Source organism: Rugamonas rivuli (genome assembly GCF_009380165.1).
In the GTDB taxonomy this organism is placed as follows: Bacteria; Pseudomonadota; Gammaproteobacteria; order Burkholderiales; family Burkholderiaceae_D; genus Rugamonas; species Rugamonas rivuli.
Genome location: NZ_WHUF01000003.1, coordinates 803,692 through 827,113, shown reverse-complemented (window position 1 = coordinate 827,113; position 23,422 = coordinate 803,692). Strand labels below are relative to the sequence as shown.

Genomic DNA, 23,422 nt, shown 5'->3' with positions numbered 1-23,422 from the left:
GGCGCGGCAGCGACGGAAAGGAAGAAAATGACGAATCGCCGCATTTTTATTTTGAACGGCTGCGCCGGTCTGGCCGCTGCGACGCTGGGCTGCATGGCCTGGGCCGAGGACCGCGTGGCGCTGAAGGAAGACGAGCCGCTGGCCAAGGAGTTCAACTATGTGATTGACGCCGCCAAGGTAGACGGGCACAAATTCCCCGACTTCAAGGCCGGCGACCGCTGCAGCAAGTGCCAGATCTACGAGGATGGGGCTAACGACATGGGCGGTTGCGCCATCTTCCCCGGCAAGCTGGTGGCGGCCGGCGGCTGGTGCACCTCGTTCGGCTGACATGGATTACGCAGCCTTCAAAGCGCTGGGCCTGGCGCTACCCGAAGTGGAGGAATCGACCTCGTACGGCACGCCGGCGTTGAAGGTCAAAGGCAAGCTGATGGCGCGTCTGAAGGAGGATGGCGAGTCGGTGGCGATACGCACCACGTGGGAAGAGCGCGAGCGCCTGCTGATGGTGGAGCCGGAGACCTACTACATCACCGACCACTATCGCGACCATCCATGGGTGCTGATCCGCCTGCCGCAAGCGCACCGCGACGGCGCGACGCGACGGCTGGCGCAAGCCTGGCTGCTGGCGGCGCCGAAGTCGCTGCTCAAGCGGCATGGCGCCAGCGTGGAGAGTATCTGACTCTCCGTTCTTACTTGCGGGCGATCAGTAGTCCGACAACAACGCCGAGCGCCGCGCCCAGGCCCACCGACTTCCACGGATTGTCATGCACGTAGACGTTGGCCGACTCGGCGGCGCTGCGGCTGCGGGCGATGATGCTGTCTTCCAGTTTGCGCAGGTCGGTCCGGGCGGTGCGCAGCGTGTCGTCGAAACGGGCGCGGTTGTCGGAGCTGGGCGCGGGGTCTTTGGCGCTGTCTTTCAGCCAGTCCTCGGCTTCGCCGATGGCGTGCTTTAATTCATCCATCAGCTTGTCGCGCGCGGCGGCGCTGGCGGCTTGGCTGTCGGCGACGCCTTTTCCGTTCTGTTGAATCTGATCCATGATGACCTCGTTGCGTATCGGGGTGGAAGGGGATAGCCATTGTAGGCAGCGCCGGCGCTGCGGCCTTGCGCTGCCTCAATCGCGTCGGATCAGCGCAGCGCGTAGTCCAGCGCCACGCCCGCGAACACGGCCGCGCCGAGCCAGTTGTTGTGGCGGAAGGCGTAGAAGCAGGGATCGCGTTCGCGGCCGCGTATCAGCGTGTAGTGATAGCAGGCGATGCCCGCCGCCACCGCCACGCCGCCGGCAAACCATACACCCATGCCCAGCTGCCAGCCGCAGGCCAGCAGCAAGCCCAGGTGCACGGCGTAGCACAGCATCACCGCCGCCACGTCGTAGCGGCCGAAGGTGATGGCCGAGGTCTTGATGCCGATCTTCAGGTCGTCGTCGCGGTCGACCATCGCGTATTCGGTGTCGTAGGCCACGGCCCAGAACACGTTACCCAGCAACAGCACCCACGCCACCAGCGGCACCGTGTTCTGGATCGCCGCGAACGCCATCGGGATGCCGAAGCCGAAGGCGATGCCGAGGTAGGCTTGCGGGATCGCGAAGAAGCGCTTGAAGTACGGGTAGGTGCCGGCGATGATGACGGCCGCCACCGACAGCTGCTTGGTCAATGCGTTCAGCGGCAGGATCAGGCAGAACGACAGCACCGCCAGCGCACCGGCAATCGCCAGCGCTTCCTTGCCGCTGATGCGGCCGCTGGTGATGGGGCGCTGCGCCGTGCGTTTGACGAACTTGTCGATATCCTGGTCGGCGTAGTCGTTCATCGCGCAACCGGCAGAGCGCATCAGCAGCGTGCCGAGCGAGAAGATGACTACCAGCGTCAGGTCCGGCTTGCCGTTGGATGCCAGCCACAGCGCGCACAGCGTCGGCCACAACAGCAGCAGGGTGCCGATAGGTTTGTCCAGCCTGACCAGGCGAAAGTAGAGCTCCAGCTTGTTCATGGATAGTGCCGCTTGAATGGAAAGATAGCGATTATCGCAAATCCGGGCGCGGCGGGTGTAACTGGCCCGCCGGCAGGCTTAATCGTCGGCGCAGAGGGTGGTGATGCCGGGCAGGTTGCAGGCGGCGACCACTTCGCACACGGCGTCGATGGCGGCCTTGCGGGTGAAGCTTTTACGCCACACGATGACCACGCGGCGCGACGGTTCCGGCGCGTCGAAGCGGCGGAATTGCAACATGCCTTCCTTGGTGTCCATGTCCGGCACCGAGGCGCGCGGCAGCACGGTCAGGCCGATGCCGCTGGCCACCATGTGACGGATGGTTTCCAGCGACGATCCTTCGAAGGTGCGCTGCATGCCATTGCCCGGCGCGGAGAAGCGGGCCATTTCGGGACATACTTCCAGTACCTGGTCGCGGAAGCAATGGCCGTTGCCCAGCAATAGCATGTTTTCGGTTTTCAGATCGTCGGCGGGGATGCTGCGGCGCTTGGCCCACGGGTGCTGGGCCGGCATCGCCACCACGAAGGGTTCGTCGTACAGCGCCTGCATGGCCATGCCGTGCTCGGGCAGCGGCAGCGCCATGATGGCGGCGTCGAGCTCGCCCTGGCGCAGCATTTCGATCAGGCGCACGGTGAAGTTTTCCTGCAGGATCAGCGGCATCTGCGGGACTTTGTCTATCATGCCCTTGACCAGCGGCGGCAGCAGGTAGGGGCCGATGGTGTAGATCACGCCCAGGCGCAGCGGGCCGGCCAGCGGGTCCTTGTTCTGCTTGGCGAGTTCCTTGATGGCGGCGGTCTGCTCCAGCACGCGCTCGGCCTGGGCGACGATTTGCGCGCCCAGCGGGGTGACGGAGATTTCGGCGCCACCCCGTTCGAACAGCACCACGCCCAGTTCATCTTCCAGTTTCTTGATGGCGACCGATAGCGTAGGCTGCGCGACGTAACAGGCTTCGGCAGCATGTCCGAAGTGTTTCGCTCTTGCAACGGCGACGATATATTTCAGTTCGGTCAGTGTCATGAATGTATTTGAACACAGGCAATGCTGGGATGCAATAATTAACCCGTATTGTAGCGAATGGTGTCGATATAATGCAGCGTATGTTGGTGCCAACCATCGAAAGGCAAGCATGTCCTCCACATTCGGTCCCGAAGAAGCCCAAGCCTATCTGCACAAACTGCTCAAAGTCATGCATCACACGGGCGGTTCGGATTTGTTCATTTCTGCAGATTTCCCGCCGAGTATGAAATCGCAGGGCGCGATGAAGCCGCTGAGCCAGCAAAAGCTGACCGGCAGCGTGACGCGCGCGCTGGCGCTGTCCATCATGAACGACAAGCAGAAGCGCGAGTTCGAGGCCGAGCTGGAATGCAACTTCGCGATCTCGCTGCCGGACGTGTGCCGCTTCCGCGTCAACGTCTTCGTGCAGCAGCAGAACGTGGCGATGGTGATACGCACGATCGCCTCGGAGATTCCGAACTTCGAAAAGCTCGACCTGCCCGAGGTGCTGAAGGAAGTCATCATGACCAAGCGCGGCCTGGTGCTGGTGGTGGGCGGCACCGGTTCCGGCAAGTCGACCACGCTGGCGGCGATGATCGATTACCGCAACGCCAATTCGGCCGGCCACATCATCACGGTGGAAGACCCGGTCGAGTACGTGCACAAGAACAAGGGCTGCCTGATCACGCACCGCGAGGTCGGGGTCGACACGCTGTCGTGGCACAACGCGCTGAAGAACACGCTGCGCCAGGCGCCGGACGTGATCCTGATCGGCGAGATCCGCGACACCGAAACGATGGAACACGCGATCGCGTTTGCCGAGACCGGCCACCTGTGCCTGGGCACGCTGCACGCGAACAACTCCAACCAGACCATGGACCGCATCATCAACTTCTTCCCGGAAGAGCGGCGCAACCAGCTGCTGATGGATTTGTCGTCCAACCTGCGCGCCATCGTCTCGCAGCGGCTGGTGCGCACCGAGGACGGCAAGGGCCGCAAGGCGGCCATCGAAATCCTGCTCAACACGCCGACCATCGCCGAGATGATCTTCAAGGGGAACTTCCAGGCGATCAAGGAAATCATGCACAAATCGCGCGAGCTCGGCATGTGCACTTTCGACCAGGCGCTGTACGAACTTTATAATAAGGGCTATATCGCCTACGAAGAAGCGATCCGCAACGCCGATTCGGCCAATGGCCTGCGCCTGCAGATCAAGCTGCGCGGCGACCGCAAGGAACCCGGCGACAACAGCCCGTCCACCGCCGATTCGCTCAGCATGCAGATCGACGAAGAGCCGGAAGACGAAGAACCCAAATAACCAGTAACCAGAAAACGCTCATGCCTCAATTTGAAACCAAGCTCTGCACCCGTGAACAACTGGCCGCCCGCGTCGCCGCGCTGCCCAAGCCGGTGGTGCTGACCAACGGCGTCTTCGACATCCTGCACCGCGGCCACGTGACCTATCTGGCGCAGGCGCGCGCGCTGGGCGCCTCGCTGGTGGTGGCGGCCAACACCGACGCTTCCGTCAAGCGCCTGGGCAAGGGCGACGACCGTCCGCTCAACAACTGCGCCGACCGCATGGCGGTGCTGGCTGCGCTGGAATCGGTCAGCCTGGTGGTGGAGTTCGACGAGGACACGGCGCTGGAAGTGGTGCAGCAGGCGCGGCCGGAAATCTACGCCAAGGGCGGCGACTATCAGATGGACGCCATCCCGGAAGGCAAGGCCGTGCTGGCCTACGGCGGCCAGGCCATCGCCATCGACTTCGAGCACGACCGCTCGACCACCAAGCTGCTGACCAAGGTGCGCGCGCAGCGTCCCTGATATGCGTCTCCTGATCGCCGCGTTCGCGGCGCTGGTTTTCCTCGGCGTGCTGTGGGGCCCCGCGTTCGCGGTGGCGCTGCGCTACTGGCGGCGCGGCGAGGCGCGCGCTTTTCGCCAATTGCGCTTCCTCTATCCGGCACAATTGATCGCGACGGTGGCGCTGGCTTTTACCGCCGATCTGCTCGGCATGCGCCATCCGGCGGCGCTGGCGGCCGCCAGCACCGTGTGCGTCAGCCTGGCCGGGGCCGGTTTTCTGGCCCTGCGACTGTCGTTTTCCAGCCATATTAATCGCGTGCGTGCTGACAGGGCTTGAAAAAGCTCCTAAACTGAACAATGCAATGGCGTCTCCAGGAGGATATCGTGGAACTGCATCTGCAATCGCATTATTGGCAGGCCCGCCTGCCGGACTGGGCGGCCGCCGCGGTCGCCGGTTTCGGCGCCGGCGGCGTGTTGATGTTGTTGGAACTCACCTGGTCTTCTCTGATCAGTACTACCGATCCCTGGCTTGCCACCCGCATGATCGCCGCCCTGGTGATGGGCTGGGACGTGCTGCAAAACAGCGGCTACAGCCTGGGCGTGACGGTCGCGGCGCTGGTGGTGCACTATGCGCTGGGCGTGGCGTTCGGCGTCATGCTGGCCGCCATCATGGCGCCTTTCCGTCTCGATTCCAGCATCGGCCTGGCGCTGGCGACCGGCGCGGCATTCGGCCTGCTGCTGTATGGGCTGAACTTTTACGGCATGGCCGGTGTCTATACGTGGTTCGTCGCGCTGCGAGGCTGGCCGACGGCAATCGCCCATCTGATCTTCGGGGCGAGCGCGGCTTTCATTTATGTCAAACTTGAAAGACCGAGCAGACCGCGTTAGCTCCTGAAAGCCGCTATGGCACTGGCACTGGTACTGACATTGATCGTTGTTGCCGCCCTCGGATTTCATTACCTGAGTCCGTGGTGGCTCACGCCCATCGCCTCCAACTGGCAGCAGATGGACGACGCCCTGCTGCTGACCTTTGCCATCACCGGCGTGGCTTTTGTCGTCATCAACCTGTTCGTCGCGTATGCGGTGGTGCGCTTCAGGCACCGGGACGGCGTGCGCGCGGCGGCCACGCACGGCAGCACGCGGCTGGAGTGGTGGCTGGTCGGCACCACCTCGGTGGCCATCTTCGCCATGCTGGCGCCGGGCTTGTCGGTGTACGCCAAGCTGATCGACCCGCCGCGCGATGCCATGGTGTTCGAAGTGCTGGGCCAGCAATGGCAATGGCATTACCGGCTGCCGGGCAGGGACGGCAAGCTGGGCAGCACCGACGTGCGCTTCATCAGCAGCGCCAATCCTTACGGCCTCAACCCCGCCGATCCCAGCGGCCAGGACGATCTGCTGGTGGACGGCACTGAGGTGCACATCCCCATCGGCCGGCCGGTGCGGGTGCTGCTGCGCGCGCAGGATGTGCTGCACGACTTCTATGTACCGGAGTTCCGCACGCGGATGAACATGGTGCCCGGCATGGTGACGTCGTTCTGGTTCACGCCCACGCGCACCGGCAAGTTCGAGGTGATGTGCGCGCAGCTGTGCGGCATTGGCCATTTCAATATGCGCAGCTATGTCGTGGTGGACGAGGCGCCCGCCTATCAAGCCTGGCTGGCGGCGCAGCTGACCTTTGCCGGGACGGCGGCGGCCGGCGCGAAGGACGCGGGCAAGCAGGGACGCCTGCTGGCGCAGGCGCGCGGCTGCGCGGCCTGCCACAGCGTCGACGGCAACCCCGGCGTGGGGCCGACCTGGAAAGGCTTGTTCGGCAAGAGCGAGACCATGAACGACGGCGCCGCCGTGCACGTGGACGAGGCCTATCTGCGCGAATCGATCACCAGTCCGGCTGCGCGCATCGTCAAGGGCTACCAGCCCATCATGCCGACGCAGCAGCTGAGCCCGGAGGAAGTGGCGCAGCTGGTCGACTACATCAAGACCATCAGGTAGGGAGGCGGGCATGGGCTACGACGGCGGGCACCCCCACAGCTTCTGGACCCGCTATGTGTGGAGCCAGGACCACAAAGTGATCGCGATCCAGTACACCATCACGGCGCTGACGATCGGGCTGGTGGGGCTGGTGCTGTCGGACCTGATGCGCCTGCAGCTGGGCTTTCCCGGCAAGTTCTCCTTCATCGACGCCGGCCGCTATTACCAGTTCATGACCATGCACGGCATGATCATGGTGGTGTATCTGCTGACGGCGCTGTTCCTGGGCGGCTTCGGCAATTACCTGATCCCGCTGATGGTGGGCGCGCGCGACATGGTGTTCCCCTTCCTGAACATGCTCAGCTACTGGTTCTACCTGCTGGCGGTGCTGATACTGGCGGGCAGCTTCTTCGTGCCGGGCGGCCCGACCGGCGCCGGCTGGACGCTGTATCCGCCGCAGGCCATCCTGCCCGGCACGCCGGGCACGGAGTGGGGCATCGTCGTGATGCTGGTGTCGCTGGTGGTGTTCATCGTGGCCGCCACCATGGGCGGCCTGAACTACGTCACCACGGTGCTGCAGGCGCGCACCGAAGGCATGACGCTGATGCGCATGCCGCTGACGGTGTGGGGCATCTTCACCGCCACCATCCTGGCGCTGCTGGCGTTTCCGGCGCTGTTCGTCAGCGGCGTCATGATGCTGTTCGATAAAACGCTGGGCACCAGTTTCTTCATGCCGGCCGTGGTCTCGATGGGGCAGCACCTGTCGCACCAGGGCGGCAGTCCGCTGCTGTTCCAGCACCTGTTCTGGTTCTTCGGCCACCCGGAGGTGTACATCGTGGCGCTGCCGGCGTTCGGCATCATCTCCGACCTGATCAGCGTGCATGCGCGCAAGCAGATCTTCGGCTACAAGATGATGGTGTGGGCCATCGTCGGGATCGGCGGGCTCAGTTTCGTCGTCTGGGCGCACCACATGTACGTCAGCGGCATGCACCCGTATTTCGGCTTCTTCTTCGCCACCACCACGCTGATCATCGCCGTGCCGACCGCGCTCAAGGTCTACAACTGGACGCTGACGCTGTGGCGCGGCGACATACACCTGACCGTGCCGATGCTGTTCGCCGTCGGCTTCATCAGCACCTTCGTCATCGGCGGGCTGACCGGACTGTTCCTGGGGAATGTCAGCGTCGATATTCCGCTGTCGAACACCTATTTCGTGGTCGCGCACTTTCACATGGTGATGGGGGTGTCGCCGGTGCTGGCGGTGTTCGGCGGCCTGTATCACTGGTTCCCCAAGGTCAGCGGGCGCATGTACGACACCATGCTGGGGGAGCTGCACTTCTGGATCACCTTTGTCGGCACCTACCTGATCTTCTTCCCCATGCACTACCTGGGCTTGCTGGGCATGCCGAGACGCTACTACGCCTACGACAACTATGCCTTCATCCCCGAATCGGCGCAGACGCTGAACGCGTTCATCACCATCGTCGCGCTGTTCGTCGGCGCGTCGCAACTGCTGTTCGTGCTGAACCTGTGCTGGAGCGTCCGCCGTGGCCGCGAGGCGGGCGGCAATCCGTGGCGCGCGGCCAGCCTGGAATGGCAGACGCCGCACACGCCGCCGGGGCACGGCAATTGGGGCGAGCAGCTGCCGGTGGTGTATCACGGCGCCTACGAGTATGGCCGGCAGGATGGCGACAGCGACTATGTGCCGCAGGATCAGGCGCCGGACGAGGCGACGGCCGGGAGGCGCCATGAATCCTAGCCTGACCCTGATAGCCGACCATGCCAGGCTGCCGGAGCGCCGCACCGGCCTGTGGGTATTCATGGGCGTGGTCGGCATGTTGTTCTTCCTGTTCAGCGCCGCCTACGTGATGCGCATGGCGATGCCCGACTGGCGCCCGCTGTCTTTCGTGCCCTGGCAGCTGTGGTTGAGCACGGCGTTGCTGATCGCCGCCAGCGTGGCATGGCGGCAGGCCTGGGGCGCTGCGCGCGTCGGCGCCGCCGCCTCGCTGCGGCTGGCATATGGCGTGGCCTGCACCTGCTCGCTGGCCTTCCTGGCGTCGCAGCTGTGGGCCTGGCGCCAGATGGATGACGCCGGCCTGACGCTGGACGCCAGCCCGGCCAACAGTTTCTTTTACCTCATCACCGGCCTGCACGGGCTGCATATGATGGGCGGGCTGGTGGTGGCGGCCTGGGCGCGTCCGGGGCCGGGCCGCGACGGCGCCACGATACAGCTGTGCGCGCGCTACTGGCATTTCCTGCTGGGCCTGTGGCTGGCCATGTTCGCGCTGCTGTTCCGGGTGACGCCGGAACTGGTCAGGCAAATCTGCGGAGGTGGACCGTGAACAAGCAAGACGAGACGGCGGGCTGGCAAGGCATGGTGGCGGACTGGTCGGGCGACCGCGCCGCCTTCCGCGTCCCCTGGGGCAAGGCGATGATGTGGATCTTCCTGCTCAGCGACACCTTCATCTTCGGCAGCTTCCTGACCGGCTACATGTCGGTGCGCGTGGCCAGCACGGCGGCCTGGCCCAATCCCAGCGAAGTGTTTGCGCTGACGATAGGCGGCGCCAAGCTGCCGCTGATACTGATCGCCATCATGACCTTCATCCTGATCACCAGCAGCGGCACGATGGCGATGGCGGTCAACTACGCCTACCGCCGCGAGCGCGCCCGCTGCGCCGCACTGATGCTGCTGACCGCCGCGCTGGGCGCGACCTTCGTCAGCATGCAAGCCTTCGAGTGGAGCAAGCTGATCGCGGAAGGCGTGCGGCCGTGGGCCAACCCTCATGGCGCGGCGCAGTTCGGCGCCTGCTTCTTCATGATCACCGGCTTCCACGGCCTGCACGTGACGGCCGGCGCGATCTACCTGAGCATCGTCGCGCTGCGCGTGCGGCGCGGCCACTACGAGCGCGGCGGCAATTACGACATCGTCGAGATCGCCGGTTTGTACTGGCACTTCGTCGACCTGGTCTGGGTGTTCATCTTTGCGCTGTTTTATCTCTGGTAGGAGCTGCCATGGAAGCCGCCACCCATCCGATCGGCTTGTACCTGAAGGTCTGGCTGCTGCTGTTCGTGCTCAGCACGTTTTCCTACCTGGTCGATTTCTTCCACGCCGAAAGCTATCTGCGCTGGACGCTGATCCTGCTGCTGATGATGGCCAAGGCCGGGCTGATCGTGGCGGTATTCATGCACCTGCGCTGGGAGCGTGCGGCGCTGATCTACGTGGTGCTGGCGCCGCCGCTGTGCCTGCTGGTGCTGGCCGGCTTGATGTGGATGGAATCGGACTACACCTTCGTCACCCGCCTGCTGTATTTCCGCTGACGGCGCAGACTGCTACACTGGCGGCACCATGCCGACCGAACTCGATCTCCGCAGCTACGTCGCCGAACCTCTGGCCGGCGTGCACAGCTTCGCCCAGCTGGTGTTGCCGATCCAGGGCCGGGTCATCATGGACATCAAGGGTTCCGGCGCCATCGTCCATCCGCAGCGCGCCGCCTTCGTCGAGCCGGGGCTGGTGCATGAGGCTTCCGCCACCGGACCGAACCAGTCGCTGATACTGGACTTCGACCTCGCCGCCGTGCCGGACGCCACCGCGGCGCGGCTGGCCGAACGGCCGTATGCGCCGATCAGCGCGCCGGCCGCCAAGCTGATCGAATTCATCGGCCTGCTGCGCGCCCAGTCCGGCGCCAGCCGGCAGACGCTGGACCACTGGCTGCCGTTGCTGCTGGAAACGCTGGCGCAGCAGGAAATCCGTCCCGCCTCGCGCCTGTCCGCCGCGCTGGGCCGCATCGAAGCCAACCCCGGCCAGCCGTGGAGCACCGACACCATGGCCAAGGCCGCGTACATGAGCGTCAGCAGCCTGCACCGTGTGTTCCGCGACGAGATGCAGACCACGCCGCAGGCCTGGCTGACCGACATGCGCCTGCGCTGGGCCTGCCGCCAGCTGGCCGAAACCGACTTGCCCATCGCGCAACTGGCCACACTGGCCGGTTACGCCGACCAGAGCGCCTTGACGCACGCGATGCGCCGCGCGATGGACGTCACGCCGCTGGCCTACCGCAAGCGCGAACGGCAGAACCAGACAAAAATCTGACAGCCCCGCACAATCCCTGAGCCCGGCCCGCGCCGACAATCAAGGCCTCAAGGACAGGAGGCGGTATGTGGTATGGCGTGTTGTGCGGTCTGGCGGCCGGATCGATGTGGGGCATGGTGTTTGTGATGCCGAAGTGGCTGGCGGAATTCTCACCGTTCGAGCTGATGTTCGGGCGCTACGTGGCCTATGCGCTGATTTCGCTGGTGCTGCTGGCGCCGCGCTTGGGCGGCCTGCTGCGCCGGCTGACGCGCGCCGACTATCTGCTGCTGTTGCGTTACGCGCTGGCCGGCAATGTCGTCTACTACCTGCTGCTGTCGTGCGGCGTGCAGATGGCCGGCGTGTCGGCCGCCTCGCTGATCATCGGCATGCTGCCGTTGACGATCTCGCTGCTGGGCCGGAGCGATCACGGCTCGGTGTCGCTGCGCGTGCTGGCCTGGCCGCTGGCGCTGGTGGCGGTGGGCATGGTGTGCATCAACGTCGAAGTGTTCGGCGGCGCGGCCGGGCAGGGTGCCTGGACCAGCGTGGCGACCGGGATGTTGTGCGCCGTTGGCGCGCTGGCCAGCTGGACCTGGTATGCCGTCGACAACACGCGCTTCCTCAAACGCAATCCGCGCTTCAGCAGCGGCGACTGGTCCGGCCTGTTCGGCATCGCCAGCGGCCTGGTGGCTTTGGCGATGGGGCTGGTGGTGTTCGGCTTCGGCGGCGCGGAGCGGGTCGCCGCACCGCCGCGCGACTGGCTGCGTTTCTGGCTGCTGATCACGCTGGTGGCTGCCGGCGCCTCGGTGATCGGCAACCAGCTGTGGAACATGGCATGCCGCCGCGTGCCGGTGACGCTGTCCGGACAGCTGCTGCTGTTCGAGATCCTGTTCGGCTTGCTGTACGGCTACCTCTACCAGCACCGGGCGCCGCGCCCGCTGGAAGTGCTGGCCATCGTACTGCTGATCGGCGGTGTGGCGTGGTCGGTGTGGCTGCACGCGGAGCGGCGGCCCGCCCGGCGCGGAATCCAGTCAGGTATCTTCTGATTCCTCCATTTCAGAGGCCGGACATAGAGCCAGCAGCCGTGTCACCTCCGCTAAAAACGCTGCCGTATTGAAGCTCTTCGGTTTCCGCTTCATCGTGGCGACGCGCGCGATGGCCTCCAGCAGAATGACCGAAAAGCGTTGAAACTGCTCGGTCGCTGAAAGGTCTTTCACATCGGGCCAATTCAGCTGACCTACCGAAATGACCAGCTTCGACTTTGGACGGTAACTGGTGTACTGGCTCATCGATGTGAATATATGCCCCCATCCTTCCAGATCGGCGATTTCAAACCCGAGGACAAAAATGTCAATCGAGTCGCCGAAGTGCAAGTCTTGCAGCGCCGCTTCGAAATAGTCTTCGATTTTTGTCATACTCAACTTCCAAACGCCGGTTTCCGGCGGCGGCCCGCCGTAATAGACCGGATCATTTTGCGAGCCGCGGGCCAACTTGACTTCAACCCCACGCGTTATCTTCAATTTCAATTGCACTGCTGAATACTCCTAACCTGGCGAAAATATAAGGATTTTGAACGCTTAAATGATGAGCATTGTGAGTGTTCGAGAGATTTCAATTCATTCGCTTCGTTAAGATGCTTCCTTTTGGAAATGCGGAGAGTTGAATGGCCTTTTGTCGATACTGCGGAAAACCGATACCGGACGCTGCCCCCACCTGTTCGCATTGCGGCGGTGTTCAGGCAGTTCAATCTCAGTCCGCTCGGGCCGGCAAAAGCAAGCTTAACTTCACGCCTGTCAGCACGCTGTTCTGCGTACTGGCGAGCCTGGTGCTTTACTTGAGCGAAGAGTCGGTAGATCAGGACATGATTAACTTCCTGATAGGGATCGCAGCCATTGGCATAGTCTGCGGAATAATCTGCGTCAAGATCGAGGAAAAAAAGGACAGGGCGGCAAACATAGTCTTCATACTTGCGTCCATTCTCTTGCTGATCACGGCCCTCGCGCGCGGGGCATGAGCAGCAAGCATCGCGTTTGGCTGCCGGCCCCTCACGTCCGTATTTACTGAACGACGCCAATGAAATCACGATAGGCGCTCAATGCCTCCGGTTTGGTCATCGCGTTCATATGCCCGGCTTCGCGGATCGCTTCAAAGCGTTTGTGCGGGATGTTCAGGCTGTCGAACAGTTCACGCGAGTTTGCCAGCGGCGTCTGCACGTCGTTGACGCCGTTCATGATTAACAGCGGCCCCTGGAACGCCCGCAGTGCAGTGCGGTTGTCGGTGGAGGACAGCTCCGGGTCGATATTGATCTGGACGAAGGGCTTGGCGAACCAGGGCACCTGATTCTCGACATAGTCCCGTGCGCTGGTGCCCGTGCCTTCCAGTACCAGCGCATCCAGCGGACGCTTGCCGGCCAGTCCGGCGGCAACGAAGCTGCCGAATGAATGGCCGTGAACCACCAGCCGACCCTTGGTGGTGGCGCGCGCATGGTCGTACAGGGCCAGCGTCTCCTTCTCCAATTCCGCCAGGCCGAACGCCGATTCCGGCGCGTCGCTGCGGCCGAAGTCGTGGTAGTCGTAGCTGATGATATTGGCGTTCAGTTCGGTAAATGGCTTGGCGAAGTAGCCGCCGGCGACGTCGAGCCGTATGCCGGAACCCATGAAGTACAGCACGGTAAATTGCGCATCCGGTTTGTGGATATACACGCCGCGACTGATGGCGCCATCTGGATGCTTGAATTCGATATTGTCGACCTGATAGTCGGGCGCCGATTTCTTCAGCAGCGCCAGCTTGCCGGCATCTTTCGGTATGAATTGCCTGGAGCTGACGTTGAGGGTGGAGCAGCCACTGAAGGCGACGACAAATACCAGACTAAGCAGCAGACGCGAAATTCTCATGTGTATTCAATGGCATCGTTGAAGGACGGCCAGAATAGCAGCTTGTGTTGACGGAAAGTACACGCATTGTCACACTGCGTCAGCGCGGCATTTCCTTCTCGTAGCCGTACTGCGTGTAGATGCGGCGGATGGTGCCGTCGCGGTACATGGTTTGCAGGATGTCGTTCAGCCGCGCCACTTCGGCCTTGGCCATGTTCTTGTGGCAGGCCAGGTACATGTCGGCGCGGGCGAAGGCCAGCACCGGCTCGAAGTCGTCTATGCCCAGCTCCCGCTGCAGGAACATGCCCGACATCCGCCCCACCGACCACAGCTTGATGCGGCGCTTTTGCAGCTTGGGCGGATTCAATCTGTCGTTGGGCACGGTCTCCACGCGCAGCTTGTGTTCGCGCAGGAAGGTGACGGAGGCGTCGCCGATGAAAGTGCCGATCTGGTAGTTGGCGGCTTCATCGAGGCTGTCGAGCCGGATGTGGTCTTCGCGCAGCGCGAACAGCACCCACTCATTGTGGCCGATCGGGCCGACCCACTGGTAGCTGTCCTCGCGCTCCGGCACGCGGGCCGTGGTGTACAGGCAGGAATTGGGCGTGGTCATGGTCAGCACCATCGCCCGCGCCCACGGCGCGACGATGGGTTGCGTGGTCGGCACGCCGGCGCGCTGCATCAGGTCGGCGACGATTTCCGCCGACAGTCCGACCACCTTGCCGCTGCCTTTGTCCACCCAGCTGAACGGCGGGTAGTCTTCCGTGTACAGCTTCACCGGTTCCGCCGCCTGCGCGCTGCCCAGCAAGAGCATCAGGCACGGCAGGGCGGAACGCAGGGTCATGGCCTTATGCCCCGCCGGCGTAGCCGTTCTGGCGCCAGGCTTCGAACACCACCACGGCGACGGTGTTCGACAGGTTCAGGCTGCGGTTGTCGGGACGCATCGGCAGGCGGATGCGCTGGGCCGGCGGGAAGGTTTCGCGGAAGGCGGGATCGAGGCCGCGCGTCTCGGAACCGAAGACAAACACGTCGCCCGGCTTGAAGGCGGCGTCGGCAAACGGCGACGAGCCGTGCGTGGTCATCGCGTACATGCGGGCCGGGTCCGGCTGCACCTCGGCCAGGAAGGCTTGCCAATCCTTGTGCACTTTCATCTGCGCGTATTCGTGGTAGTCCAGGCCGGCGCGCTTGAGCTTGGAGTCTTCCAGCGGGAAGCCCAGCGGCTCGATCAGGTGCAGTTGCGCGCCGGTGTTGGCGCACAGCCGGATCACGTTGCCGGTGTTCGGGGGAATTTCGGGTTGGACTAGTACGACGTGAAACAAAGTGGTTCTCCTCTATCAAATTCAATGCGGCGGCGTGCGGGCAAACACCAGGTTGCTCACGCGCGCGGCGCCGTGGCGCTTCAGCGTTGCCGCCAGTTCGTCCAGCGTGCGGCCGCTGGTCATGACGTCGTCGACGACGCCGATGTGGCGGCCCTGCACCAGCGCGGCGTCCGGAATGGCGAAGGCGCCGGCGATGTTGTGGCGCCGCTGCTCGGGGGCGACGCTGCTCTGTGCCGCGGTCTCGTGCACGCGGCACACCAGACGCGGATGCAGCGCCACGCCCAGGCTGCGCGCCAGCGGCCGCGCGATCTCCAGGGCTTGATTGTAGCCGCGTTCGGCCAGCCGGCGGCGTCCCAGCGGCACCGGACAGAGCAGGGCGGGCAGCGTGAAACCGGGCTGCTGCAGTACGGCGTCGCGCAGCAGGCGGGCAAACAGTGTTGCCAGCGCGAGACGGTGGCCGAATTTCAGCTGCAATACCAGCTGGTCCAGCGGCATGGCGTAGTCGGCGGCGACCAGCGTGACGTCGAAGGCCGGCGCTTCGGCGCGGCAGGCGCCGCACAGCTGGCCCGACGGCATGCCGGGCAGCGGGTTGGCGCAGCGCGGGCAGCGGACCACGGCGGCGGCGCTGCCGAAGAATTGTGCGGCGCAATCGGGGCACAGCAACTCGCCGCCGGCGGCCGCGCACAGCGCGCACGAGGCCGGCAACAGGCGGCGCAGCAAGGCCCCGCCGCCGCGCCGCAGCAGGGCGGCCGGCGTGCCGTGCATGCCGATACTCGGAGTAGCCAGCATCAACGCTCCAGGACGCGTTTGCGTTCAACCATGTACACTGCCGACATTATCGCATTACACCGAACGACATCATGCAAGTCCCCGCAAATCCCCCGAAGTTAAGCGCCCCGATCGACCAGGAGCGCGTGCGCGCGCTGTTTGCCCGTCCCGAGCGCGTTGCGCCGTCCGATTTTCTGCGCCGCGAGGTCGCCTCGCGCATGTTCGAACGGCTGGAACTGGTCAAGCTGGCGCCCCAGCGCGTGCTGGACGCCGGCTGCGGCGCCGGTGCCGATCTGCCACTGTTGCAGAAATCTTATCCCGCCGCGCACATCCTCGGCCTCGACGCGGCCCCCGCCATGCTGCGCGCCGCGCAAGGGCCGGCGGCGAAGACCTCGTCGCTGAACCAGCTGCTGAGCAAGCTGCTGCCGGCCAAGACCGGCGTCGACCTGCTGTGCGGCGATTTTGCCGAACTGCCGCTGGGACCGAACTCCTTGGATCTGGTCTGGTCCAACCTGGCGTTGCACTGGCATCCGCAGCCGGACCGCGTATTCGCCGAGTGGCGCCGCGTGCTGCGCGTGAACAGCCTGCTGATGTTTTCCTGCTTCGGCCCGGACACCTTGCGCGAACTGCGCGCCGCCTTCGCCGAGGCCGACCTGGCCCAGCACGCGCTGCCTTTCGTCGACATGCACGATTTCGGCGACCAGCTGGTGGAGGCGGGCTTTTCGACGCCGGTGCTGGACATGGAAGTCATCACCGTCACCTACGACACGCCGCAGGCGCTGCTGGCCGATGTGCGCGCGCTGGGCGGCAATCCGCTGGGCACGCTGAGCCGGGGTTTGATGGGGAAACAGGCCTGGCAGCGCATGCTGGCCACGCTGGAAAAAGGCCGTCGTCCGGACGGCAAGCTGGGCCTGACTTTCGAGGTGATTTACGGCCATGCCTTCCGTCCGGCGCCCAAAATGACGTCGAAAGGCGAGGCCATCATCCGATTTGATTTACCACGAAAGCCGCGCCAGTAGCGGGTTTGCGGGCACACTGTGGTGCCACGGGCTACGCCATAGTTGCGATTTGGATTATTTCTTGAGCGGGGCGTTGTTGTTATATATAATCATTGACTAATTTTGCCAGCATGTCACGTCGCCAGCTATAAACCAGCGACGGGAGCGATGAGCAGGCAAAAACGAGCACGAACGAGCATTTGAATTAAGCAGAATCAGGCTTTTGCGTTGTCCCTGGGCAGTATCTGGGGATGAAGCGGAAAGCCTCAAGGTCCCGCCGGGGTCGCGTCAGAAGATTTTTTTCGGACGAGACTGGCATGGGGCCTGAAGTTGTTTAAGGAGCGGCGCCGGTTCAGTTCACCGAAATCCGGAGTCGTTAAAAAAATATTTTAATTTCTTGGGTGGTTGGGGAAAACATGAAACATGCGAAGCGACTTCAATCGTTGATGCTCGGGCTGTCGGTAACGGCGGCAAGTATCCCAGCGTGGGCGGCTGACACGGCGGCAACTGCGGCAGGCACCTACGCCGCGGCAACCGGCGGCACCGGCGGCCCCGTGGCCGGCGAGCTTAATCTGCAACCTCCAGCGACCCGGATCGCGTCCGAAATCTACGACCTGCACACCTGGATGATGCTGGTCTGCCTGGTCATCTTCGTCGCCGTGTTCGGCGTGATGTTCTACTCCATCTTCAAGCACCGCAAGTCGCTGGGCCACAAACCGGCCACCTTCCACGAATCGACCACGGTTGAAATCGCCTGGACCGTGGTGCCGTTCCTGATCGTCATCGGCATGGCGCTGCCCGCCACCCGCACCGTGGTCGGCATGAAAGACACCTCCAACGCCGACATCACCATCAAAGTCACCGGCATGCAGTGGAAGTGGGGCTACGACTACCTGAAGGGCGAAGGCGAGGGCATTTCCTTCCTGTCCAACCTGTCGACCCCGCGCGCGCAAGTGGGCGCCCCGGGCTTCGAACCGACCGAGAAGCGCGGCGACAACTACCTGATGGAAGTCGACAACGATGTCGTCGTTCCAGTGCACAAGAAAATCCGCATCGTCACCACCGCCAACGACGTGATCCACTCGTGGTCCATCCCGGCCTTCGGCGTCAAGCAGGATGCGATCCCTGGCTTCGTGCGCGACGCCTGGTTCAAGGCCGAGCACACCGGCACCTATCGCGGCTATTGCTCCGAACTGTGCGGCAAGGAACACGCTTTCATGCCTATCGTGGTCAAGGTCGTTACCGACGCCGAGTACAAGGTCTGGGTCGACGGCAAGAAAAAAGAAATGGCCGCGCTGGCTGATGATCCAAGCAAAACCTGGACTATCGACGAACTGAAAACCAAGGGCGAAAAAGTCTACACCACCAACTGCGTGGTCTGCCACCAGGCCAACGGCAAGGGCGTGCCTGGCACCTTCGCGCCGCTGGACGGCTCGGAAACGGTCAACGGTCCTAAAGCCGAACAGATCAACGTTCTGCTGCACGGTAAGAAGAGCGGCAAATTCAGCGCTGAAATGCCGGCATGGAAGCAACTGTCGGATACGGATATTGCGGCTGTCATCACCTACACCCGTAACAGCTGGTCGAACAAGGCCGCCGAAAACATCGTTCAACCAGCCGAAGTTGTGGCTGCACGTAAGTAATCAGGAGCGTTACAAATGAGCACTAGCACCTTGGATCACGCACACGATCACGATCACGCTCACGACCATCCCCATGGTCTGTCGCGCTGGTTGTTCGCCACCAATCACAAAGACATCGGTACGCTGTACCTGTGGTTCTCGTTCATCATGCTACTGTCCGGCGGCGTGCTGGCACTGATGATCCGCACCGAGCTGTTCAAGCCGGGCCTGCAGTTCTTCCAGCCTGAATTCTTCAACCAGCTGACCACCATGCACGGCCTGGTGATGGTGTTCGGCGCCATCATGCCGGCCTTCGTCGGCTTCGCCAACTGGATGATCCCGCTGCAAGTGGGCGCGTCGGACATGGCCTTCGCCCGCATGAACAACTTCTCGTTCTGGCTGCTGCCACCGGCGGCCATCCTGCTGGCGACCTCGTTCCTGGTCCCTGGCGGCGCCACCGCCGCCGGCTGGACGCTGTACGCGCCCCTGTCGACCCAGATGGGCCCAGGCATGGACATGGCGATTTTCGCCATGCACCTGATGGGCGCCTCGTCGATCATGGGTTCGATCAACATCATCGTCACCATCCTGAACATGCGCGCGCCTGGCATGACCCTGATGAAAATGCCGATGTTCTGCTGGACCTGGCTGATCACCGCCTACCTGCTGATCGCCGTGATGCCGGTTCTGGCCGGCGCGATCACCATGACGCTGACCGACCGCCACTTCGGCACCTCCTTCTTTAACGCTGCCGGCGGCGGCGACCCGGTGATGTATCAGCACATCTTCTGGTTCTTCGGCCATCCTGAGGTCTACATCATGATTCTGCCGGCCTTCGGCATCGTCTCGCAGATCCTGCCGGCCTTCGCCCGCAAGCAGCTGTTCGGCTACGCTTCGATGGTCTACGCGACCGCATCGATCGCGATCCTGTCCTTCATCGTCTGGGCCCACCACATGTTCACCACCGGCATGCCGGTGACGTCGCAGCTGTTCTTCATGTACGCCACCATGCTGATCGCAGTGCCGACCGGCGTGAAAGTGTTCAACTGGATCGCCACGATGTGGAAGGGTTCGATGACCTTCGAAACCCCGATGCTGTTCGCCGTCGGCTTCATCTTCGTGTTCACCATCGGCGGCTTCACCGGCCTGATCCTGGCTGTGACCCCGATCGACATCCAGCTGCAAGACACCTACTACGTGGTGGCGCACTTCCACTACGTGCTGGTGGCGGGTTCGCTGTTCGCGCTGTTCGCCGGCTTCTACTACTGGTCGCCGAAGTGGACCGGCCACATGTACAACGAAGCCATGGGCAAGACCCACTTCTGGCTGTCGCTGATCACCTTCAACATCACCTTCTTCCCGATGCACTTCCTGGGTCTGGCGGGGATGCCGCGCCGCTACGCCGACTACTCGGCGCAGTTCACCGACTTCAACATGATCGCCACCATCGGTGCTTTCGGTTTCGGTCTGTCGCAGGTGTTCTTCCTGTTCTTCGTGATCCTGCCGACCATCCGTGGCGGCAAGAAAGCCGAAGCCAAGCCATGGGATGGCGCTGAAGGCCTGGAGTGGACCGTGCCGTCGCCGGCGCCGTTCCACACCTTCGAAACGCCACCGCAGTTCAAATAATCATGGGCGAACAGAAGAAGCCGAATAACGCGAGGACCGGCCTGCTGCTGGCCGGTCTGGCCCTGTTCTTTTTCCTGTCCGTGTACGTCAAGCGGATGTGGCTGAGCTGACGTGAGCGAAGACAAGGAAACTGGCGGGCTGAACCGCACGCTGCTGGGCAAGCTGATCGTGGTGGCGGTGCTGATGTTCGGGTTTGCGTACGCGCTCAACCCGTTCTACCGCCAGATCTGCGAAGCGCTGGGCATCAATGTGCTGACGCAGAAGGATGGCACGGTCAGCGCCGATACCAATACGCAGATCGACACCACGCGCAGCGTGACGATCGAGTTTGACGGCAATGCGCAAGGCCCGTGGCGCTTCCGTCCGGTGACGCACAGCATGACCGTGCATCCGGGCGAGCTGGCGACGGTGATGTACGAGGTGGTCAACACCCAGAACCGCGAAGTCAGCGCGCAGGCGATACCGAGTTATGCACCGCAAAGCGCGATGCCGCATTTTAAAAAGGTCGAGTGCTTCTGCTTCAAGCAGCAGACCATGAAGCCGAATGAAGCGCGGCAGATGCCGGTGGTGTTCTTCATCGATCCGGCGCTGCCGAAGGATGTGAAGACCATCACGCTGTCGTACACCTTCTTCGAGGTGGGCGGTCTGGACAAGACCGCATCCAAGTAAGGGTGGGCGCAATGGAAGAAGATAAGAAGCAAGCGTCGTTCATGTATTCGATGAAAGCGGTGTTCTGGTCGTTCTTCGGCCTGCGCCGCAAAAGCGATTTCGACACCGATTCGGCCAAGCTGAACCCGGTACACATCATCATCGCGGCCTTGATTGGCGTGGCTTGTTTTATTGGACTGCTGATCACTATCGTTAAGGTTGTAGTTTCAAAATAAATTTAGGGAGATGAAGATGAGTTCACATAACGCCTCGGCACCGTACTACTTCGTGCCTGGTCCATCCAAATGGCCGCTGTTCGCAGGCATGTCCCTGCTGACCACCATGATCGGCGCTTCGGCCTGGGTCAATGATGTGTCGTGGGGCCCGATCGTGAACTATATCGGCCTGGCCTGCATCATCGCCGTGCTGTACTTCTGGTTCGGCGACGCCATCAAGGAATCCGAAGCCGGCCAGTACGGCCAGCGCGTCGACCATTCCTATCGCTGGTCGATGGGCTGGTTCATCTTCTCGGAGGTGATGTTCTTCGGCGCCTTCTTCGGCGCGCTGTTCTATGCGCGTTCGATCACCATGCCGTGGCTGGGCGACCTGGACCACAAATTCATCTGGCCTGATTTCGCGGCGCACTGGGGCAACGTCGGCCCGGCCGGCACGGTGCAGGAATTCACGACCATGGGTCCGTTCCCCATCCCGACCATCAACACCGCGCTGCTGCTGACCTCGGGCCTGACGCTGACCATCTCGCACCATGCGCTGCGCGCCGGCCATCGCGCGCAGACCGCGTTCTGGCTGTTCGCCACCGTGGCGCTGGGCGCGATCTTCATGGGCTTCCAGGCTTACGAATACCACCACGCGTACACCGAACTGAACCTGAAGCTGACCTCGGGCATCTACGGTTCCACCTTCTTCATGCTGACCGGCTTCCACGGCTTCCACGTGACGATGGGCGCGATCATGCTGTCGGTGGTGCTGTTCCGTGTGCTCAAGGGCCACTTCACGCCGGACCACCACTTCGCCTTCGAAGGCGCGGCCTGGTACTGGCACTTTGTGGACGTGGTCTGGCTCGGCCTGTACGTGGTCGTTTACTGGCTGTAACAAGGCTATAATGCCGCAGCGATGCTGCTGCGGCGCTGGAGAACAAGCCGCATCGGGTCGACACCGGATGCGGCTTTTTTATTTCAGCCGCGGATGCCGGTAGGCTGGATGTAGCCGAGCTTGTGGGCGATCAGCAGGGCGGCGAACAGGGCGATCGACAGGCCGACCCGCACCGCCAGCGCGCGCACGGTGTTGTTGCTCTTGCCCTTGTCGCGCATCAGGAAATAAAAGGCGGATGCCAGGCTGCCGATAATCAGGATAAACGCAATGGCGACAGCAATTTTCATGGCAGGACCGGTGGTGGGTTTGATGAGGGTTCCATTGTAATGGGTATTGCGTTCCGTTTTAAACTCGTCCCTTTCGCCGCGACCGTGCTGGTGGTGGCGCTGGGCATACAGCTGGGTAACTGGCAGCAGCGCCGCGCCGCGCACAAGATCGTGTTGCAGGCCAAGCTGGCGCAGGGCAACGCCAGCGCGCCGCTGCCGCTGGACGGCACGCCGCTGGCGGCCGACGCGGTGGAGTTCCGCCGCGTTTCCATGACTGGCGAATTTGTCGCCGGCTGGCCGGTGTACCTGGATAACCGTCCCTACAAGAACAGCTCCGGTTTTTATCTGCTGATGCCGTTTAAAATTGCGGGATCGGGCATGCATGTGCTGGTGGCGCGGGGCTGGCTGCCGCGCAACCCGGCCGAGCGCGCCAAGCTGCCGGCGTATGCGACGCCGTCCGGCACGGTCACGCTGGAAGGCGTGGCGCGGCTGGACGCCGGCCATGTGCTGGAACTGGCCAAGACGCCGGTGCTGACGCCCAAGGCCATCGTGCAGAACGCCGACCCGTTGCAGGTGGCCAGGGACAGCGGCTTGACCATGCAGCCCTTCGTGGTCGAACAGACCTCGGCGGCACGGCCCGCCGGCGACGACGCGCAGATGGTGCGCGACTGGCCGGCGCCGGCGCTGGGCGTGGAAAAACATCAGGGCTATGCCTTCCAGTGGTACGCACTGTCGGCGATGGCTGTTATCTTCTTTGTGGTGAACGGATTCAGACGTGGAAAACAAAAGTAATCAAAGCAGTGGTCGCTGGAAACTGCTGGCCGTGCTGGCCGTGTGCGCGGCGCCGCTGGTGGGTTCCTACCTGACGTACTACGTGATCAAGCCCAAGGGCGGCGTCACCAATTTCGGCGCGCTGATCGATCCGCGCGACCATCCGATCCCGGCCATGGCCAGCACCTCGCTGGACGGCAAGCCGCTGACGCTGGACAACTACAAGGGCAAGTGGATCATGCTCAAGGTCGGTCCGTCCGACTGCAAGCAGGATTGCCAGGACCAGCTGTTCGCCATGCGCCAGCTGCGCACCATGCAGGGCAAGGAGATGGAGCGCATCGAGCGCGTGTGGATGATCACCGACGACCAGCCGCTCGATACGGTGCTGATGCGCGTCAACGACGGCACCCGCATGCTGCGCGCGCCGGCCGCCGTCATCGACAAGTGGCTGCCGCTGGAGCAGGCTGCCGGCGACCGCGTGTCCGACCACGTCTACCTGATCGACCCGCTGGGCAACCTGATGATGCGCTTCCCGAAAGGCGCGGTCTCCAGCGACACCGAGAAGGTGAAGAAGGTCCACAAGGACATCAGCAAGCTGCTGAAGGCTTCGGCGATAGGCTGA

31 protein-coding genes are annotated in these 23,422 nt (G+C 63.2%); 22 read left to right on the top strand and 9 right to left on the bottom strand.

What is annotated here, in order from left to right; genetic code table 11:
- The first annotated feature begins 27 nt into the window (after positions 1–27).
- Entirely contained in the window at positions 28–327 is a 300-nt protein-coding gene (locus GEV01_RS14090; protein WP_152805229.1) for a high-potential iron-sulfur protein, read from the top strand.
- Between the two features lies 1 nt (position 328).
- Entirely contained in the window at positions 329–676 is a 348-nt protein-coding gene (locus GEV01_RS14085; protein WP_175023046.1) for an MmcQ/YjbR family DNA-binding protein, read from the top strand.
- Between the two features lie 10 nt (positions 677–686).
- Here GEV01_RS14085 and GEV01_RS14080 read toward each other — a convergent pair whose 3' ends face one another.
- The 3 genes from GEV01_RS14080 to GEV01_RS14070 all read right to left on the bottom strand — a co-directional run bounded on the left by GEV01_RS14080 (position 687) and on the right by GEV01_RS14070 (position 2,992).
- Entirely contained in the window at positions 687–1,034 is a 348-nt protein-coding gene (locus GEV01_RS14080; protein WP_152805225.1) for a DUF883 family protein, read from the bottom strand.
- A gap of 89 nt (positions 1,035–1,123) precedes the next feature.
- Positions 1,124–1,978, bottom strand: coding sequence for a 4-hydroxybenzoate octaprenyltransferase (ubiA, locus tag GEV01_RS14075; protein ID WP_152805223.1), 855 nt, complete (start codon positions 1,976–1,978; stop codon positions 1,124–1,126).
- Between the two features lie 78 nt (positions 1,979–2,056).
- On the bottom strand, positions 2,057–2,992 hold the full coding sequence (locus GEV01_RS14070; protein ID WP_152805221.1) for a hydrogen peroxide-inducible genes activator: 936 nt from the start codon (positions 2,990–2,992) through the stop codon (positions 2,057–2,059).
- A 109-nt stretch (positions 2,993–3,101) separates the two neighbouring features.
- Here GEV01_RS14070 and GEV01_RS14065 point away from each other — a divergent pair, with 109 nt between their 5' ends.
- The 11 genes from GEV01_RS14065 to GEV01_RS14015 all read left to right on the top strand — a co-directional run bounded on the left by GEV01_RS14065 (position 3,102) and on the right by GEV01_RS14015 (position 11,845).
- Entirely contained in the window at positions 3,102–4,286 is a 1,185-nt protein-coding gene (locus GEV01_RS14065; RefSeq protein ID WP_152805219.1) for a PilT/PilU family type 4a pilus ATPase, read from the top strand.
- Between the two features lie 20 nt (positions 4,287–4,306).
- Positions 4,307–4,789, top strand: coding sequence for a D-glycero-beta-D-manno-heptose 1-phosphate adenylyltransferase (gene rfaE2, locus GEV01_RS14060; protein WP_008445281.1), 483 nt, complete (start codon positions 4,307–4,309; stop codon positions 4,787–4,789).
- 1 nt (position 4,790) lies between these two features.
- Entirely contained in the window at positions 4,791–5,102 is a 312-nt protein-coding gene (locus GEV01_RS14055) for a hypothetical protein (protein ID WP_152805217.1), read from the top strand.
- Positions 5,103–5,149: 47 nt separating this feature from the next.
- Positions 5,150–5,653: a hypothetical protein gene (locus GEV01_RS14050; protein ID WP_328595519.1), complete on the top strand. Its 504-nt coding sequence runs from the start codon at positions 5,150–5,152 to the stop codon at positions 5,651–5,653.
- A 15-nt stretch (positions 5,654–5,668) separates the two neighbouring features.
- On the top strand, positions 5,669–6,754 hold the full coding sequence (locus GEV01_RS14045) for a cytochrome c oxidase subunit II (protein ID WP_152805213.1): 1,086 nt from the start codon (positions 5,669–5,671) through the stop codon (positions 6,752–6,754).
- A gap of 10 nt (positions 6,755–6,764) precedes the next feature.
- On the top strand, positions 6,765–8,492 hold the full coding sequence (gene ctaD / locus GEV01_RS14040) for a cytochrome c oxidase subunit I (protein ID WP_152805211.1): 1,728 nt from the start codon (positions 6,765–6,767) through the stop codon (positions 8,490–8,492).
- Positions 8,482–9,075, top strand: a complete 594-nt coding sequence (locus tag GEV01_RS14035) for a cytochrome c oxidase subunit 3 family protein (RefSeq protein WP_152805209.1) — start codon at positions 8,482–8,484, stop codon at positions 9,073–9,075. Before ctaD (GEV01_RS14040) ends, GEV01_RS14035 begins: the two co-directional genes overlap by 11 nt.
- 32 nt (positions 9,076–9,107) lie before the next feature.
- The gene (locus GEV01_RS14030; RefSeq protein WP_235914379.1) at positions 9,108–9,737 is read left to right on the top strand and encodes a heme-copper oxidase subunit III family protein; all 630 of its coding nucleotides are present in this window, start codon (positions 9,108–9,110) and stop codon (positions 9,735–9,737) included.
- Between the two features lie 8 nt (positions 9,738–9,745).
- On the top strand, positions 9,746–10,051 hold the full coding sequence (locus tag GEV01_RS14025) for a cytochrome C oxidase subunit IV family protein (RefSeq protein ID WP_152805207.1): 306 nt from the start codon (positions 9,746–9,748) through the stop codon (positions 10,049–10,051).
- Positions 10,052–10,079: 28 nt separating this feature from the next.
- A complete protein-coding gene (locus GEV01_RS14020) occupies positions 10,080–10,823 on the top strand; it encodes an AraC family transcriptional regulator (RefSeq protein WP_152805205.1) in 744 nt (247 codons plus the stop codon).
- A 65-nt stretch (positions 10,824–10,888) separates the two neighbouring features.
- Complete coding sequence (locus tag GEV01_RS14015) at positions 10,889–11,845, top strand: DMT family transporter (protein ID WP_152805203.1); 957 nt, start codon at positions 10,889–10,891, stop codon at positions 11,843–11,845.
- Here GEV01_RS14015 and GEV01_RS14010 read toward each other — a convergent pair.
- Entirely contained in the window at positions 11,831–12,331 is a 501-nt protein-coding gene (locus GEV01_RS14010; protein ID WP_152805200.1) for a hypothetical protein, read from the bottom strand. The two genes, GEV01_RS14015 and GEV01_RS14010, sit on opposite strands and share 15 nt — an antisense overlap.
- 131 nt (positions 12,332–12,462) lie before the next feature.
- Here GEV01_RS14010 and GEV01_RS14005 point away from each other — a divergent pair, with 131 nt between their 5' ends.
- Positions 12,463–12,813, top strand: coding sequence for a zinc ribbon domain-containing protein (locus tag GEV01_RS14005; protein WP_152805198.1), 351 nt, complete (start codon positions 12,463–12,465; stop codon positions 12,811–12,813).
- A 43-nt stretch (positions 12,814–12,856) separates the two neighbouring features.
- On the opposite strand, the gene GEV01_RS14000 is transcribed toward GEV01_RS14005, so the two are convergent.
- The 4 genes from GEV01_RS14000 to GEV01_RS13985 all read right to left on the bottom strand — a co-directional run bounded on the left by GEV01_RS14000 (position 12,857) and on the right by GEV01_RS13985 (position 15,777).
- Complete coding sequence (locus GEV01_RS14000; RefSeq protein WP_152805196.1) at positions 12,857–13,693, bottom strand: alpha/beta fold hydrolase; 837 nt, start codon at positions 13,691–13,693, stop codon at positions 12,857–12,859.
- Positions 13,694–13,772: 79 nt separating this feature from the next.
- Complete coding sequence (locus GEV01_RS13995) at positions 13,773–14,513, bottom strand: substrate-binding periplasmic protein (RefSeq protein ID WP_152805194.1); 741 nt, start codon at positions 14,511–14,513, stop codon at positions 13,773–13,775.
- Between the two features lie 4 nt (positions 14,514–14,517).
- Positions 14,518–14,988, bottom strand: coding sequence for a tRNA (uridine(34)/cytosine(34)/5-carboxymethylaminomethyluridine(34)-2'-O)-methyltransferase TrmL (trmL, locus tag GEV01_RS13990; RefSeq protein WP_008445302.1), 471 nt, complete (start codon positions 14,986–14,988; stop codon positions 14,518–14,520).
- A gap of 21 nt (positions 14,989–15,009) precedes the next feature.
- Positions 15,010–15,777, bottom strand: coding sequence for a ComF family protein (locus GEV01_RS13985; protein WP_152805193.1), 768 nt, complete (start codon positions 15,775–15,777; stop codon positions 15,010–15,012).
- A 71-nt stretch (positions 15,778–15,848) separates the two neighbouring features.
- Between GEV01_RS13985 and GEV01_RS13980 the strand changes: the two genes are divergently transcribed.
- The 6 genes from GEV01_RS13980 to GEV01_RS13955 all read left to right on the top strand — a co-directional run bounded on the left by GEV01_RS13980 (position 15,849) and on the right by GEV01_RS13955 (position 21,763).
- Positions 15,849–16,775: a methyltransferase domain-containing protein gene (locus GEV01_RS13980; RefSeq protein ID WP_152805191.1), complete on the top strand. Its 927-nt coding sequence runs from the start codon at positions 15,849–15,851 to the stop codon at positions 16,773–16,775.
- 395 nt (positions 16,776–17,170) lie between these two features.
- A complete protein-coding gene (gene coxB, locus GEV01_RS13975) occupies positions 17,171–18,397 on the top strand; it encodes a cytochrome c oxidase subunit II (protein ID WP_152805189.1) in 1,227 nt (408 codons plus the stop codon).
- Between the two features lie 15 nt (positions 18,398–18,412).
- Positions 18,413–20,002: a cytochrome c oxidase subunit I gene (gene ctaD, locus GEV01_RS13970; protein WP_008445310.1), complete on the top strand. Its 1,590-nt coding sequence runs from the start codon at positions 18,413–18,415 to the stop codon at positions 20,000–20,002.
- Between the two features lie 111 nt (positions 20,003–20,113).
- Complete coding sequence (locus tag GEV01_RS13965) at positions 20,114–20,671, top strand: cytochrome c oxidase assembly protein (RefSeq protein ID WP_328595518.1); 558 nt, start codon at positions 20,114–20,116, stop codon at positions 20,669–20,671.
- 11 nt (positions 20,672–20,682) lie between these two features.
- Positions 20,683–20,886, top strand: a complete 204-nt coding sequence (locus GEV01_RS13960) for a DUF2970 domain-containing protein (RefSeq protein WP_008445314.1) — start codon at positions 20,683–20,685, stop codon at positions 20,884–20,886.
- 16 nt (positions 20,887–20,902) lie between these two features.
- Entirely contained in the window at positions 20,903–21,763 is an 861-nt protein-coding gene (locus GEV01_RS13955; protein ID WP_152805187.1) for a cytochrome c oxidase subunit 3, read from the top strand.
- A gap of 83 nt (positions 21,764–21,846) precedes the next feature.
- Here GEV01_RS13955 and GEV01_RS13950 read toward each other — a convergent pair whose 3' ends face one another.
- The gene (locus GEV01_RS13950) at positions 21,847–22,050 is read right to left on the bottom strand and encodes a twin transmembrane helix small protein (protein ID WP_008445316.1); all 204 of its coding nucleotides are present in this window, start codon (positions 22,048–22,050) and stop codon (positions 21,847–21,849) included.
- A gap of 39 nt (positions 22,051–22,089) precedes the next feature.
- Here GEV01_RS13950 and GEV01_RS13945 point away from each other — a divergent pair, with 39 nt between their 5' ends.
- Both GEV01_RS13945 and GEV01_RS13940 read left to right on the top strand, forming a co-directional pair.
- Positions 22,090–22,821, top strand: a complete 732-nt coding sequence (locus GEV01_RS13945; protein WP_152805184.1) for an SURF1 family protein — start codon at positions 22,090–22,092, stop codon at positions 22,819–22,821.
- Positions 22,805–23,422, top strand: a complete 618-nt coding sequence (locus tag GEV01_RS13940) for an SCO family protein (RefSeq protein WP_328595517.1) — start codon at positions 22,805–22,807, stop codon at positions 23,420–23,422. Before GEV01_RS13945 ends, GEV01_RS13940 begins: the two co-directional genes overlap by 17 nt.

Coding starts and splice junctions, on each gene's coding strand:
- rfaE2 (WP_008445281.1), top strand. CDS start 4,307: ATGCCTCAATTTGAAACCAAGCTCTGCACCCGTGAACAACTGGCCGCC.
- GEV01_RS14025 (WP_152805207.1), top strand. CDS start 9,746: ATGGAAGCCGCCACCCATCCGATCGGCTTGTACCTGAAGGTCTGGCTG.
- ctaD (WP_152805211.1), top strand. CDS start 6,765: ATGGGCTACGACGGCGGGCACCCCCACAGCTTCTGGACCCGCTATGTG.
- GEV01_RS14020 (WP_152805205.1), top strand. CDS start 10,080: ATGCCGACCGAACTCGATCTCCGCAGCTACGTCGCCGAACCTCTGGCC.
- GEV01_RS14005 (WP_152805198.1), top strand. CDS start 12,463: ATGGCCTTTTGTCGATACTGCGGAAAACCGATACCGGACGCTGCCCCC.
- GEV01_RS13945 (WP_152805184.1), top strand. CDS start 22,090: ATGGGTATTGCGTTCCGTTTTAAACTCGTCCCTTTCGCCGCGACCGTG.
- GEV01_RS14065 (WP_152805219.1), top strand. CDS start 3,102: ATGTCCTCCACATTCGGTCCCGAAGAAGCCCAAGCCTATCTGCACAAA.
- GEV01_RS14030 (WP_235914379.1), top strand. CDS start 9,108: ATGGTGGCGGACTGGTCGGGCGACCGCGCCGCCTTCCGCGTCCCCTGG.
- GEV01_RS14015 (WP_152805203.1), top strand. CDS start 10,889: ATGTGGTATGGCGTGTTGTGCGGTCTGGCGGCCGGATCGATGTGGGGC.
- GEV01_RS14080 (WP_152805225.1), bottom strand. CDS start 1,034: ATGGATCAGATTCAACAGAACGGAAAAGGCGTCGCCGACAGCCAAGCC.
- GEV01_RS14090 (WP_152805229.1), top strand. CDS start 28: ATGACGAATCGCCGCATTTTTATTTTGAACGGCTGCGCCGGTCTGGCC.
- GEV01_RS13955 (WP_152805187.1), top strand. CDS start 20,903: ATGAGTTCACATAACGCCTCGGCACCGTACTACTTCGTGCCTGGTCCA.
- GEV01_RS14035 (WP_152805209.1), top strand. CDS start 8,482: ATGAATCCTAGCCTGACCCTGATAGCCGACCATGCCAGGCTGCCGGAG.
- ctaD (WP_008445310.1), top strand. CDS start 18,413: ATGAGCACTAGCACCTTGGATCACGCACACGATCACGATCACGCTCAC.
- GEV01_RS14055 (WP_152805217.1), top strand. CDS start 4,791: ATGCGTCTCCTGATCGCCGCGTTCGCGGCGCTGGTTTTCCTCGGCGTG.
- GEV01_RS13995 (WP_152805194.1), bottom strand. CDS start 14,513: ATGACCCTGCGTTCCGCCCTGCCGTGCCTGATGCTCTTGCTGGGCAGC.
- GEV01_RS14085 (WP_175023046.1), top strand. CDS start 329: ATGGATTACGCAGCCTTCAAAGCGCTGGGCCTGGCGCTACCCGAAGTG.
- GEV01_RS14070 (WP_152805221.1), bottom strand. CDS start 2,992: ATGACACTGACCGAACTGAAATATATCGTCGCCGTTGCAAGAGCGAAA.
- ubiA (WP_152805223.1), bottom strand. CDS start 1,978: ATGAACAAGCTGGAGCTCTACTTTCGCCTGGTCAGGCTGGACAAACCT.
- GEV01_RS13980 (WP_152805191.1), top strand. CDS start 15,849: ATGCAAGTCCCCGCAAATCCCCCGAAGTTAAGCGCCCCGATCGACCAG.
- GEV01_RS13985 (WP_152805193.1), bottom strand. CDS start 15,777: ATGCTGGCTACTCCGAGTATCGGCATGCACGGCACGCCGGCCGCCCTG.
- coxB (WP_152805189.1), top strand. CDS start 17,171: ATGAAACATGCGAAGCGACTTCAATCGTTGATGCTCGGGCTGTCGGTA.
- GEV01_RS14045 (WP_152805213.1), top strand. CDS start 5,669: ATGGCACTGGCACTGGTACTGACATTGATCGTTGTTGCCGCCCTCGGA.
- GEV01_RS13950 (WP_008445316.1), bottom strand. CDS start 22,050: ATGAAAATTGCTGTCGCCATTGCGTTTATCCTGATTATCGGCAGCCTG.
- GEV01_RS13960 (WP_008445314.1), top strand. CDS start 20,683: ATGGAAGAAGATAAGAAGCAAGCGTCGTTCATGTATTCGATGAAAGCG.
- GEV01_RS14000 (WP_152805196.1), bottom strand. CDS start 13,693: ATGAGAATTTCGCGTCTGCTGCTTAGTCTGGTATTTGTCGTCGCCTTC.